Raw genomic sequence first — 14,195 nt, 5'->3', positions numbered from 1 at the left:
TTAATTTTTGTTAAGTTTAAGAAGCTCTTCAGGTATTGTAGGTTCATATAGTAAGAAACCACAACTCGTTTCCATCGCAATCTCTCCACTTTTAATGGCCATTACCTCCATTGATTTCGCTACATTATTCTTAAATCCGTCCAACAACATCTGTTTCATATTTTTCATAATTTCTAACACTCCTCTTAAGTATTTTGTATGTTACGGGAAGAATTGAAATGATCTGTAACAACATGCCTGCCATCATTAATGTTTTCACCGTGTGAATTGGACATAACAGAGCAATTAAAGTGAGAATAGCTGCTGTTCGTACAGAAGCTTTTCTCAGTTTCTTTCTTCTCTCCACTCCAAGTAGTGGGAATTTATCGGTGTCTGCTGGTGCATAACGATACAGAAGTACTACAGAAATCATTCCAGTAATCAAAACCATATAGTTGTTAATCATTATGTACGAGCATATGTAAGGTAAACCAACGAATAAGATGATGCTGATCATGCTGCATCTGAAGCTTGTACTGGCATGCAATCCAAATGATATACGACGGACTGCATAATACGTTGCATGTACAATTAACGTTTCCATAAGCATATTTAATAGGAGAGCTAAACCATAAACCAAAACACTTTTAGTGATATTAATCAATAACGTTTCAATACCAAGCTTCATCTTTAAGTATTGAATGTGTTCTCCTTCACGCTCCTTGTTAATCCATAATGCAATTTTACTAGCCAATGATTCTGTTAAACTTATATGTACTGCGGCTTGTTCCTGTATGTTGATCACCTCTCTGGTACTAATATTAAGGGAATAAAGACCTATATATCCGTTCATTTCATACTATTATTCCTTTCCGTCACAACCGTATATGATCTGCCATTGTATATGTCATAAGCGCTTCAAAATGTCACGTAACTGCATGAAAAGACAAAACCACCACCATTTCGCAGTCTTCACGACTACGGAATTGGTGGTGGTTTATCTATTTCTTGACTCAGGAAGCAATGAGTAATCCCAGTACCTCCTTTACATCGACTTTTTGTGGTACAACCAAACTACAGATTTCTTTTTCATCTTTCATAAAACTATATGCTGTAAGGAACGGAAATCGTTTGAATTGTATCCGAAATACTTCTTGTCCATGTATAATTTCTGAAACAACTTCACTTATCTCATAGATTGAATAATCAGCCAAGAGCCCCATTTTCAACGCTTTCCCCAGTGCTTCTTTGCAACTGAAAAACATATAGGCAAATTGAAAGGATGGATAACGATGTTCTATAAGCTTTTTCTCAGCTTTACTAAGCATTTCTTCAATTGGAATATCGGAACGTATAGTTTCTATATCTACTCCGACTACGTTATCCTTGCTATAAAGCACTGAGAAAGCATATGTCTTGGAATGGCTTAATCCTACTTCGAACAAATTATCATGAATCACCGGAAAACGCAGGCTCCCATATTCAACAGAGATATTATTCATCTCCCCATGATATGAGGGAATTTGATCCTTCAGATTTTTTTTAATAGCATATCGCCCAACCAAAAACTCTTTCCTTCTGCCTTCATTGGTTATATTATCGTAGATTTCATGTTCATACGGACTCAAGATGTCACCAGCCTTAATCTCTTGCTCACTGATTGCAATCAGATTTGGACTAATCATACGTACTCACCTCAATGTGCTATCATTCTTGATTTGAAGTGCAACATATAGAGCACTAGCAAATCAATGATAAAACCTGCATTTACCAACATTATAAATCCAAGATAAATACTCTGGCCAATTGAATCCATTGGAAACTTAACAAGAATAACTGCTGAAATCAAGAGACTCACGCCTGCACACCAAGGTACTACTTTTGAAGATCTATAATGAACTTTACGATAGAGCCCCATAGCAATCATCAGTATACCGGGAAGAAGAAGTGAATCCTGTAAATTTAAATAATTAACATCACCAGTTCCAAACGTATACACAGGGAGTTTTATACATAAGATAATACCTGTAATAATTAATAGATTGTCTATCCATTTACGATGTTTTCCAAGCATGATGGCAAACCAGGCTGTAAAAATATTCAGATAGGATAACGTAATAACGAATAATGAGAGCGCAATTCCCCCAATAAACCAATATGTTTCCGTCGGAAGAAACTGATCCTTTCCTACATAATGGAGAAAGAGAGCAATGTATACACCTACAACTATCAGTTTTAATCCCCAATACCACCTCATACTTCCCGTAAATGTTTTTCTAAATGAAGGATTTTGACCCGCTTGATGTAGCTCATACTTTCGGAGCAAAAAATCATAAATTGTACGCTGCATCATATTCTTCTCCTAACATTTTTGTAATCTCGCTAACTGTTGGATTCTCAATAATATCAAAAAAGCTGAGATCGCTGTGGAACGAATGATTAATCTCTCTTGCAATCTCCCAAATCGTAATTGAATCGATGGCAAACTCAAACAAATTTGTCTGTTCAGTGATGTCCGCATTCAAATACCGCTGTAAAATTCGAATGAGTCTTTTATTTTTTGTAAGAAAATAATGCTCGTACAAGGTTTTGGTGTCTGTCTTACCGTTTCCTGTCAAAGGCAATTCGCTAACATAAGCTATTTTGGACGGGATCATATAAATAGGAAGTAATCGCTTTAGTTGGCTTGCTATATTCTCTTGGCGTGTTGTAACAGCAAGGTAGATTTTTTTATCCTGAACAAAAGCATGACAGTTGGAGATGCCCAAAGATTTTACAGTAGATTCGATTTCCTGAAGATCAATTCGGTAACCATTAATTTTAACCTGGGTATCTTTTCTTCCCATATAGATTATTCGGCCGTCTGGATTCATCCGTACCAGATCGCCCGTCTTATACACAGGTAGGCCATTCCAAATAATAAATGATTCTTTGCTCTTCTCAGAGTTTCCAAGGTAGCCCAAGGCGACTCCCTTCCCTGCTGTGTAAAGTTCTCCTTCGTTACTTTCTTGACCTTGCTCATTTACGATGTATACTTGCGTTTCAAAGAATGGGGTTCCGATTGCGATCTCATCCACTGAACCTTCCATTACATCTATTGTAGTAAAAACAGTATTCTCCGTGGGTCCATATCCGTTGATAACTTTAGTAAACGGCAGAACCTTTTGTACATGGGACAAGCTTAGTTGCTCGCCTCCCACAATAACATGACTTAATTTCTTGAACATTTCAGGTTTTTTATCCACCCAAAAGTTAAACAAGGAACTCGTTACCCACATGATATCTATTTCTTGTTGAATTCGTTTTTCAACCAGATAAATGTTCAGAACCTCTGTTTTGGAAAGTAGTGCAATGGTCATGCCACTAAGTAATCCCCCCCAGATCTCAATAATTGAAGCATCAAATTCTAGAGGGCTTATATGGGAAATTGTTTTCGATGGATCCCATTCCAAACGTTCTTCATGTAATAATCGCACCACTCCACGATCAGGAATTCCTACGGCCTTAGGAAGTGATGTTGTTCCCGAAGTGAAAATGACATAACACATTTGATCATCTGATCTTGTTACACATGACCACTCTTCCATTCTTTGATGGTCTACCTCAAAAACAGATTCGATTGTTATCTTAATATCCAGTGTCTGTCTCATGTACTCCTTACGAGTCTCTGGATAGTCTTTATTGATAACCGTATATGCTGCACCATGTTTTAATATAGCGATCATGGCAGCAATAGCTTCTATACTTCGCTCCAGCTCAATAGCAACAATCTCATTAACAGATATCCCTTTTTCTTTTAGCCAGTCATAGTACTGGTTGGACAAAGCATTCAACTCTCCATAAGTAACCGTACGATTCGTTTCAGAAATGGCAATCTTGGTTTTATACCTCTCCACACTTTGCTGCAGCATTCCAAGTAAACTCATATCCTAACCCCTCCTCAGAAAATAGTAGTATTCGAATTTGTAATAAAATCAATAACATCCAGACTGACTTGATTCTGGTGATCATATAAGAAGAAATGTCCAGAAGGGTAGAAATGATACTGTACATCATTCTCTGAAAGGTCTGTCCAATGATCTTCATCAGTGACAGAAAGATCCTGTTGACCTAGAAAAACAGCAATCTGAACTTTTTCATCAAATGTATGGCTCTGATAATTGTTGACGACATTGTAGGCATTAACTGAATTAATGTCATTTCGCAACGCTGGTAAAAAAAGCTTACGCATCTGTGCAGAATCAAACTGCCCTTCTTTAATCAATCCGTAATGTTTGCAACGCAGAAGAAGTTCCTCATCTCCTGATAAATCCTCGTGTCGAATATCTATACGATGAGGTGGGGTGGCGGCCATAAAAATCAGTTTTACAACGTTGTACCCCTCCCTGATTAGCATTTTTGCAACTTCATAGGCAACAATTGAACCCATACTGTATCCAAGCATAATGATCTCTTCATCTTTATTCATTGTTGCTGTGATTCTCGTGTAAAGGTCAGCTGCATTCTCTTGAATGGACAGATGCGATGTCTCAGAAAATCGTCTCCCATGTCCTGCATATTCCACAGACATTACCTGCATATGGGGGTACTTAATTTTTATTTGATTCTGTAATTCAACAAATACATTTACATGAGCTCCAGCATAAGGAAAACATATCAATTGCATGTCTACTACCTCCTCTATCCTTCATTACCGTTCATATTAATTACTAAGTTATAAACGTTACCATGCATGGAATACATGGGCATTGTAATCCAGTGGTAGTCATTCACTTGAGTCGTCCATTGGTCCGATTCTATCTTGCCTATATATGAGTTTGGCTGATTAACATAACCGCCCTGCAACTCTGTTTTATTTTTCTTCGATTCCAGCAAACGGCATAATCCTACTAATCCATAATATCCAATCATATATTGAGCATGTTGTTTAAGATATCCTCCCTTTAAACCAGGGAATACCTTCTGCACATTTTTTAAACAGGAGAACTCAGCAGTATCATCAATCTCATTACCTCTGCCATACAAGTCCATAAATATATCATCTGTAGGAAGTACACCGGCATCTGCCAGAGATTGAAGTACCAGTTTTTTAACTGCATTGCGGTTAATCACAGGACTTCCCATAGTGCCTACGGTGATATCTTTAATTTCAGCAAGAATATGATCTCCATTTGCAAGGGCTAGCTGCCTTTCTTTAAGTAGAAAGGCAACGCCTCCTTCTGAAAAATAGTGCCCCGAAGCACCTTGTTCGAACGGTTGAATGAATCGATCAGAACCGAACCCAAATTTGGATAACTCATGTGGAAATGGCATCGTACTAGCGGAAGCACCACCGACCAAGGCTGTATTAAACTTCCCTTTCTTTACGGCGTTATATCCGCTATATAAAGCGCCAATACCTGAAGTTGATGCTTCGCTTACCATTTGAATTGCTGGCGGCCTGGATAAACGTAGCATTTTCAGATACGCCAATGGATCAAGTAACTCTACAGCCTTCATGAAATCAACGCCCTGCATTCCCAAGTAGGCCGATTTGGATATCAAGTCCGTCTGTGCACTTCCGTTTGATACCAACACGTCGTGTTTCGTTGTCATGACATTCTGATTGATGAGTGACTGGAACAACGATAATGTGATTCTTTCACTGGAGAGCAAATATTTTGTTTTTTCTTCATCTATGCCTTCTAAATCAAATCTTTCTTCAATTGAAGGATAGAAGATTCCTTCGAATGAGTTAGCTCCGTGGAAATCTTGACTGAACCGGTCACTCAATTGCTTTATTCTGTTTTCCCAGAGCCTATCCTTGTTTTGGAGAAGCTGCTCCGCTTGCGAATCGTCCATAGCCGGCATATCACAGCGGTAATCTACAATGACGACACGAGAGCTGTTTTTAATCATGCCGCAGCCTCTTCCATCAGCTCTTTCACATACTCACTTAACTGCACAATGGTTGGGTAGATAAAGACATCAGCCACTTCTATATCAATGTTAAATTGCTCTGCAATGGGCCCGTAAATACCAAATGCTTTTAGAGAATCTCCACCTAGATCGGTAAAGCTCTTATGCACATCTATCTCATCAAGATCAAGCACTGAAGCGAATACAACGGTAACAAATTTCTCAACATCATCCTGACGATCTGTCCCAGTAACAGTTAAAGAACCAAAATCTTTGATCTGGTATGGGCGATCTTCCACCGCTTCCCCTTCTGAATTAGGACGACCTTTCCCACGACTGTAAACGTCTGGTAGATTGATATAACCACCTAGATACTCTTCTATCTTAGATGTGTTAAATTCGCCTGCAATAAAACCGGAGTTTCCCGTCTGAAGCGAAAGTTTAATATATTCCCCGCCTTCCATGTTAGAAACAGACTTCATTAAGAGATGTTCATCCGCGGCATCCAAATCTCCGAAATTAAGGGCCATTCCAGTCTCTTTCCATCCCGGCCACTGAATTGCTGTTATCAACGAATCAGATAGTGCCATTCCTTCCAAAAATGCGTTGGCAACGGTATAAGAGAATTGGCCTGCAGAACCTGTAATTGTAGTCATTGAAGAACTGGTAACAAAAAATTGTAGCTTGTCTGCATTAACATACTTGCGGAGCAAAAGTGTTCCGGTAGCCTTAGGTGCTATAATGTTTTTGAAATCATCCTCCGTTTTGGTGAACAACATGCCTTCTTCTGGCACTCCCGCCAAATGAATAATTCCGGCTATATTATATTTCGCTTGAATTGTAGTTATCGCTGTCTGTACATCAGACTCATGTGAAATATCGCAAGGGTAGAATTTCAGGTTAGCCCCTTTAGATATCAGCTTATTCAATTTATTAAGTTTGCTGTCTTCATACGGTGTGCGTTCTTGCTTGGAAGCGAGGACGGCTTGGATATCTGTACGTCCCAATACAGCTATGTGTACTTCAGCATTAATATCGAGTAGCTGCTCAATATATTCAAGTCCTATGCCACCGTATCCCCCTGTGACAATAACGCAGTCATTCTTCACCAAGTTTACGGGTCTATGTTTTAAATCTTTATTTTCAATGAGAGATTCTTCGTATATGATTCCATCATCAGCAATGACTTTCTTACCATCCAGTTCACTGAAAGCAGCAAGCCTTAACAACTCGTCGATATTAAACTCGGTGATCTGAATCATTTGTGTAGCAAAACCTGTATTCTCCAAACCCACAATCCGACCTGAGCTCAGCATTGCATATTGAAGGGGGTTAACTTGAAGCTGGTCTTTTTCCAAAGCAAGACCCTGATCGGCTGCAAAAATTAATTTACCGCCTCTCTTTAGCAACTTGTTGGCTGTCTTGGCGAATAGGAAGTAATTCAACAGCTCTTCTTCAATTTTCCCTGGATCAGTTATGTCCAATCCAATCCATGGTGCATAAACGACTACATCATATTTATTCCCTGTTGTTATCCGATCTAATTGATTATAATTCACACGACTTATTGTAGGAATTTCAGGCGTGACAACCCGATCATTACTTATAAGCAATACTTGTTTGTCCGCCCCATGTTCAACTTCCCTATTCGTGAACTCAACTGTTGAACGTTCCCACCCAATAGTATGAAGATACGGCTTAAATAACATATTGGCAAAAGACTTCATGATATATTTATCCACATAAGCAACGAGATCTCCTTGATCGTTGTACACATGAATATGCGCAGTGATTACATCATGATCTCCTGTAATGTCATAAAGAAGCTCCGTGACGGAATACATTTTTCTGGTGAACCTTACTCCTGTATAGGTAAACCTACCATAAGACAAAGGAAGGTAGGTCTTCTGGCGAGCCTGAGCCCGTTCATATACCATTGCCCCCAGAATTCCATCCAACATAGAAGGATGCAGATGATAGGCTTCCAAATCTTCGAGGAATTCCTCTTGCAGATCAAGTGAGAGGAGTAATTTTGAATCGTTCATATGAACCATCCGGAAGTCCTGAGCGATAAAGTTCCAACGTCCTTTAAAGAAATTATTCTCCTCTTCTGTACTTCCCATTGCTGTAGGCTTCAATTGATTGTGTACTTCTGAGGACAAATCAAGCTTATGCTTCTCCATTGCTTCCTGAGGTTTAAGTGTAAAGACCGCATGAGTCATATACTGCTCTAGATCATCATTCTCGTATGAGAGAACCTCAATATCCAGTTGCTTGGCAGACAGCTTGTTAACATGAATCAGGAAACGTTTATCTGTTTTGTCATCTAGCTGAATCAAATTTTTGAAATACAATTTTTCTAGCGTAAACGCAGATTCATCAAAATATAAGGAAGCTAGCTCAGCAGCCAATTCGGTATACGTGGTACCCGAGAACGTGCGCTTACCTCCAATCCGATGATCATCTACAAACCAATCATCTGGGGATAGGTTCACTTGGTATACATCCGATTTGGCGGATCTAATAACTTGCTTTTGAATCAATGTCGCTTTCACTGGCAGACTCGGACCTGATTGAACAGGCGGACTATATCGTTTAACTGTAGCCCATAGAATATCAGATTTGAATTCGTAACCTGGTAATGTTACAGTTCTAGCTTTCAGATACGGGTATTCGTCGAATGTCGTCTCGTGCCCATCCAGTTTGAGTTGAATAAGTTCGTTCAGATCAAACTTTCTATAGTCTGTTTTCAATTGATAGTGGATAAGTTTTTTCATATCAGCTGTTACTGCTTGGTCATTCGTCGTAAAGATTCCTTCTGTTGGCACTCGGTCTTCCAACAATGTGATCGCAGCTCTTACTTTTGTTGAAAATTCTTCCATCGATCTAGCCTGGAAACCAACTCCTGTATTAAACCAGTTTCTTCTATGAATAAGGGTATATGAAATATCTTGTAGCCTATATTCACTCATGTATTCTTCATGTTTCACATACTTGTACAACATTTTGATCAACTGATCAGATGATTGTGCAGTGAAAACAAATGGAAAGGCAACTTGATCATTATCTGACTCGTTTATAGCATGCTCATATTCCTCAAGAATCACATGAGCATTGGTACCGCTGAATCCAAAGGAACTGATTCCTCCTCGACGCGGGTACTTTCCTTTAATCCACTTCTCAGCCTGGGTAGGAATGTAGAATGGACTGTCCACAAACTTGATATATTCATTCGGAGCTTCAAAAGAATGGTTTGGGAAGATCTCCTGATTGCGAAGCGCAAGTGACATCTTAATCAATCCGCCTACCCCTGCTGCTCCTACGGTATGACCAATATTTTCTTTCAAACTTGTCAGTGCACAAAAACCGCGTTTGTTCACATATTTTTTGTATGCATCCGTTAGCCCTCTAACTTCAATTGGATCACCCAGTTTCGTACCCGTTCCATGTGCATCAATGTAATCTACCGTTTCAGGTGAGATATGACTGCTTGTATAAGCATCCAGTAGAAGATCCTTTTGAGCATGTGGATTAGGGGCAGTCAAACCGTTGGATTTTCCATCACTATTAATCATACTGCCACGGATAATTGAATAAATGTTGTCATTGTCTGCTAAGGCATCTTTCAACCTTTTAAGAATGACAATACCTACACCTTCGCCAAAGATTGTTCCTTGAGATTCAGCATCAAATACTTTCAGGAAGGAACGTGGTGTCTCCACATTACTGTATTGATCAAGTACACTACCTTGACGCGGGAAAAGTCCGAGCGCAATACCGCCGACAATTGCTGTATCAATTTCTTTATCCCGAAGTGTTTTCAATGCCAGATGTGCAGCAACCAGTGAGGAGGAACAAGCTGTATCAACTACAAATGAACCTCCAGACAAGTTATAAATATAATTGAGACGACTTGCCAGTATGCCTTCCCAGTTCCCTGAGTTAATATGATTGGAATCTTCTTCAATCTCAGAACGATAACTTGCTGTTATGGATTTGTCTTTGCCTATATAGATAGCCGTCTTACTATCCTTAACATCCGATAAGCGAACACCTGCATCCTCCAGAGCAAGATAGGAGTGCTTCATAACCAAACGATGCGTGGGATCAATATATCTAGCCTCATCCTGACTGATACCGAAAAAGTCATAATCAAAGGTATCAATATCCTCGAGATACGATCCCTTTTCTTTACACAGCCTGTCCAAAAATTCCTCAGGTGTAATCTTCAAATGTTTGGCTCCGTTGTGCAGATAAGTATGATCTTCGGGAATATAACCAATTCGACCTTTGGGAAATTCCTTAAACCCCTGTTTTCCGTTTTTAACAGTTTGGTAAAACTCAAATGTATCCTTGATGTCACTGTATTCGCATGACATACCTACTATGGCAATATCATCTGGAATAATCTCTTCTAACAAACCTTTGCCTACTGCTGAATCGAGCTGGCCCTTTTGAATTTGACCGAAGATATACTCACTCGCCTTCATGTTCAATCGCCTCTTTCATGATTATTATTTATTGAGAAATGCTAACATCTCTGCTGCATCATAATGACCATCGCTCTGTTCTGCCATTGCCTCCTGGTTGTCCAGCTGATTAATAAGATCAACTTGACCCTGTATCGTTGCAATAGAGAACAATGTGGTTACATCGAATTGTCCCGGAAACGCTAGATTCAATTCATCACATAAATGTACGATCGTAATGGAGTCCCCACCTTGTTCGAAGAAACTAACATTGTAGTCGTAATCATCTTCACCCAAGGTTCTCTGCCATGCTGCTACGATATGATCTTCCACACGATTAGAACCTACGCTTACCTTCTCTACTTGTTCCTTTTTCTGCATTTTCAGAACAGGACTGAAGAGAGAAGAATATTCATCAGCTACACGTTTTAACTTAAAGATAGAAGCTGACTTGGTATTCGATTGAATAAATAGATTTAATAGTGGAATGCCATCTGCACTTGTTAATTTCTCGAAATAATAATCTTCCATGCCTGCTGACATACCTACATCCTGCCAACCCGTTAAATTAAGAACTCTTACGTTCGTATTAGTTAAAGGCAAGCCCGATTGATACGCATTAGCCATAGAATACTCCGCTTGTCCCATTGCCCCAATAACACCAGCTAGTGAGGAGAAATGAATGATTTCTTTAGCTTCTGGGAAATACATTCCCAACAGATATGAACCTTCTATTTTGCCTCTTGTCTTCGAACAAAACTCATTCCTGGACTTAGTAATAAACAATCCCTGAGCCGGTTCACCTGCAAAATTCAGGATATAATCAAGCTTGCCATGATATTGAGCAGCTAAAGCAGAAACCTCTTCCTCATTAGATATATCCAACTTAAGATAACTTACATTATCCCTTAACGGCAGACCATCCCACGCAGCTCTTCTTCCTGCAGCTATAATTTGGATATCAGCATATCGGTCAGCCAAATTTCTTGTGTATGCCTCACCGATTCCAGAACTAGCCCCAACAATCAGTACAGTAGTACCTTCAGAGAATTTGTCCTGAGATGATTCATCTAATTTCAAATTCTTCAAACGCAGGATATAGAACTTACCTTCCCGATGAATAATGTGTTGCTCCGACCCATAGTCAACTCGCCCCACATCCGTTGAGTATGTATGATCTGTATCCACAACAATGACTTCACTATTCACTTCCAGTCTTAAGGCATAGGCTCCCATAGCAATGGAACGATTTAGAGCATTCATTTTTGCATATTCACTCTTCTTACCTGTGTATCCTAAAACTCCTGAATTTACATAGTAAAACTTTTTCATATGCAGTATTTGGTTTAGATCAATTAGCACTTTTCCAAGGGTATACGTCTCATCCGCAATACGATCTATATCTGTATAATTCCGGTCCCACAGGTATACGTGTTTTATAATACCTTTCTCTCGAAGCTCCATCGCCTTCTCGCTGATTTCTGCCAGGTCTGTAAAATATGCTATTGGACTATCAATTTCGAGCTGTGAACGCAAGGATTCATGTACAAAATGGATCGCTTCGGATGCACTATACGAGTGATGTGGAAACGTTGCAGGTATAATCTCTTTCTGCTTAAAGTAAGAGCTTGATTCTTCCTTGTTAAGAGCATTTTTCACTTTATAATGATCAGCAGATAGAATAAGATTCCACTGTCCATCGAACAACCTAATATTAAGTGAGAGGATGACGTTTCCTCTTTCATCCATAGTACGATCTACTAATTCTATTTCGGAATAGAACTCTTCTCCTATAAGTGCAAACTGCTCAAAACGGATATCAGTCCAATACCAAGGAAACACAATTTGTTCCGGTTCAGCCATTCGATTTAGTGCATTGAAGGCAGGATCGAGAATGGAGGGATAAAAGTTATACATTGAGAATTCCACTTTGTAATCTGAAGGAGGTCTCAGCTTAACTACAGCTCTTGTATGTTCTTGATTAGTCCATAAGCGATCTACTACATCCCATCTTCGGGATACAGCAATATCCTCTCCTCCTTCGCCTCCGACTTGGCTTGTTACAGCGACTTCCATAAGTTCTCCTGCTCTAATAGCCTGATCCAGCTCGTTAGCTGTTCTTATTACCGGCTTGTGCCTTGAAGATTTATCATGTAATTCAAACTGAAGCCAGGTCTTCAACACGCCTGCAGTCGTATATGTTACAACCACCTTTAAGGTTTTCTTATCAAGTTTGAATAGAACCGTTAGGGGGCCATCTTGAACCGCCATCTGATTCATAATATGAAGACCATTAATGTCATACTGCTCAAGATTGTATGGTGTACAACCTAATCCCTGGGCTATCATTTCGAAGATACTTGTACCCACAAGCAGATGTTTTCCATTGAACTGATGTTCATGAATCTCCCATTGTCTTTTACTGTGTAAAGGAAACTGCACGATAAGCCACTCATCCGTTTCCAAGCGTTGAAGATCATCTTGTACTGTGAATGAATTTTCATCCAATGGAAACCAGTAACTCTTTAAATTCAGTGGCAACTCCTTAACTTTGGATGGCACCGAACAGCTATATTGTTGAAGAATAACGTGAGCGTTTGTACCTGTCATGCCAAAAGAGCTAATACCTGCAAGCGCATATTCTTCCAGCGGAACAGAACGGTCCGGAATATAGAAAGCCGATGTTTCAAAATCAATCTCTTCATTAGGAATCTGGAAATCCGGATGAGGTAACACTAAGCGGTTACGTAAAGATAAGGCCGACTTAATCAATGAGAACAATCCTGATGTAACATCCAGATGTCCGAAATTGGACTTACATGCTGTCAAAGCAATTTTCTGTTTTGTTTTAACACGCTCTGAAAAGTAATTACTCAAGCTCTCAAATTCGATCGTGTCCCCTATCGCTGTCCCCGTACCGTGCGCCTCAATAAACGCCAGCTGCTGCATCTCATTCTGAAGAGGAGCCCAAGCCTGCTCTATTAGTCGTTCTTGCGCATCCGGGTTAGGTGACGACATATTCATAGTTTGACCATCATTATTCATGGCGTAGCTACGGATCAGACCATAGATAAAGTTACCATCCCTTTCTGCATCCTCCTTCCGTTTGAGAATGACAGAACCTACACCCTCTCCAATTGATGTGCCTGTGCTTCGATCGTCAAAGGTACGCGTCCTCGCATCTGTTGCCAAAATGTCAACCAGTTTATCGGACTTGTACCCCGGCTTTACATAAAGATTAGAACTAACTACTATAGCCTGATCAATAATACCTTGTCTAAGATCATTTGATGCTTGAATAATAGATACTAGTGACGATGAACAGGCCGTATCGGTCATTATTGAAGCACCACGCAAGTCATAGATATATTGGATACGACTTGATATGGTCGAGTTTAACATCCCCAGCAGATCTGGTTTTAATCTACGCTGCTGTAACAATAATTGATATTGATACTGCTGTGTAGAGTTCACACTCGCGTACACACTGGTTTGCGTACCGCGAATATGCTCAAGACAGTCAGCATCATTCAGTGCTCGGGTGGCTGATAGCAGGGTCATTCTCTGGTTAGGATCCATATAATCAGCACTTTTTTGTGCTATATTGAAATATTTATGATCAAATTGATCGATATGTTCAAGGTATGAACCTGGCATGAATATATCTGCATCAACCAGTTCACCAATCTGTGCATGCCTATTATTCGGGAATTTCCCAACGGAAATTCGCTTGTCTCGTATTTTATTCCATACATCATTCATATTCCCACACCCTGGAAGGGCAAGGTCCATGCCGATAATAGCGATATCTCCTAAACTCAATAGTTCTCCTCCTCTCCTTGCTCAGCT

9 protein-coding genes are annotated in these 14,195 nt (G+C 39.7%); all 9 read right to left on the bottom strand.

The window, feature by feature from the left end:
* Complete coding sequence (locus MKX75_RS04240) at positions 1–150, bottom strand: cyclic lactone autoinducer peptide (protein WP_303048975.1); 150 nt, start codon at positions 148–150, stop codon at positions 1–3.
* Complete coding sequence (locus tag MKX75_RS04235) at positions 131–832, bottom strand: accessory gene regulator B family protein (RefSeq protein WP_254847956.1); 702 nt, start codon at positions 830–832, stop codon at positions 131–133. Before MKX75_RS04235 ends, MKX75_RS04240 begins: the two co-directional genes overlap by 20 nt.
* A 160-nt stretch (positions 833–992) precedes the next feature.
* Entirely contained in the window at positions 993–1,664 is a 672-nt protein-coding gene (locus MKX75_RS04230; protein WP_076333347.1) for a 4'-phosphopantetheinyl transferase superfamily protein, read from the bottom strand.
* A gap of 11 nt (positions 1,665–1,675) precedes the next feature.
* A complete protein-coding gene (locus MKX75_RS04225) occupies positions 1,676–2,332 on the bottom strand; it encodes a hypothetical protein (protein WP_139331954.1) in 657 nt (218 codons plus the stop codon).
* Positions 2,310–3,905 carry a non-ribosomal peptide synthetase gene (locus MKX75_RS04220; RefSeq protein WP_076333349.1) on the bottom strand — a complete coding sequence of 532 codons (1,596 nt, stop codon included), beginning with the start codon at positions 3,903–3,905 and terminating at the stop codon, positions 2,310–2,312. The genes MKX75_RS04225 and MKX75_RS04220 overlap by 23 nt, the downstream gene beginning before the upstream one ends.
* A gap of 14 nt (positions 3,906–3,919) precedes the next feature.
* Complete coding sequence (locus MKX75_RS04215) at positions 3,920–4,645, bottom strand: thioesterase domain-containing protein (protein ID WP_076333350.1); 726 nt, start codon at positions 4,643–4,645, stop codon at positions 3,920–3,922.
* Positions 4,646–4,659: 14 nt separating this feature from the next.
* The gene (locus MKX75_RS04210) at positions 4,660–5,877 is read right to left on the bottom strand and encodes a beta-ketoacyl synthase N-terminal-like domain-containing protein (RefSeq protein ID WP_076333351.1); all 1,218 of its coding nucleotides are present in this window, start codon (positions 5,875–5,877) and stop codon (positions 4,660–4,662) included.
* Complete coding sequence (locus tag MKX75_RS04205) at positions 5,874–10,367, bottom strand: SDR family NAD(P)-dependent oxidoreductase (protein ID WP_076333352.1); 4,494 nt, start codon at positions 10,365–10,367, stop codon at positions 5,874–5,876. The genes MKX75_RS04210 and MKX75_RS04205 overlap by 4 nt, the downstream gene beginning before the upstream one ends.
* 24 nt (positions 10,368–10,391) lie before the next feature.
* Entirely contained in the window at positions 10,392–14,168 is a 3,777-nt protein-coding gene (locus tag MKX75_RS04200; RefSeq protein ID WP_076333353.1) for an SDR family NAD(P)-dependent oxidoreductase, read from the bottom strand.
* Between the last annotated feature and the right edge of the window lie 27 nt (positions 14,169–14,195).

This window comes from Paenibacillus sp. FSL R5-0341 (assembly GCF_037975235.1).
GTDB lineage: Bacteria > Bacillota > Bacilli > Paenibacillales > Paenibacillaceae > Paenibacillus > Paenibacillus amylolyticus_A.
The sequence above is the reverse complement of the archived record's forward strand: the minus strand, read 5'-3'. Positions and strand labels throughout refer to the sequence as shown.

What these genes read in the sequence shown, in the direction of transcription:
- MKX75_RS04205 (WP_076333352.1), bottom strand. Translation starts at nt 10,367, where the DNA reads ATGAAGGCGAGTGAGTATATCTTCGGTCAAATTCAAAAGGGCCAGCTC.
- MKX75_RS04215 (WP_076333350.1), bottom strand. Translation starts at nt 4,645, where the DNA reads ATGCAATTGATATGTTTTCCTTATGCTGGAGCTCATGTAAATGTATTT.
- MKX75_RS04235 (WP_254847956.1), bottom strand. Translation starts at nt 832, where the DNA reads ATGAACGGATATATAGGTCTTTATTCCCTTAATATTAGTACCAGAGAG.
- MKX75_RS04230 (WP_076333347.1), bottom strand. Translation starts at nt 1,664, where the DNA reads ATGATTAGTCCAAATCTGATTGCAATCAGTGAGCAAGAGATTAAGGCT.
- MKX75_RS04210 (WP_076333351.1), bottom strand. Translation starts at nt 5,877, where the DNA reads ATGATTAAAAACAGCTCTCGTGTCGTCATTGTAGATTACCGCTGTGAT.
- MKX75_RS04225 (WP_139331954.1), bottom strand. Translation starts at nt 2,332, where the DNA reads ATGATGCAGCGTACAATTTATGATTTTTTGCTCCGAAAGTATGAGCTA.
- MKX75_RS04220 (WP_076333349.1), bottom strand. Translation starts at nt 3,905, where the DNA reads ATGAGTTTACTTGGAATGCTGCAGCAAAGTGTGGAGAGGTATAAAACC.
- MKX75_RS04240 (WP_303048975.1), bottom strand. Translation starts at nt 150, where the DNA reads ATGTTGTTGGACGGATTTAAGAATAATGTAGCGAAATCAATGGAGGTA.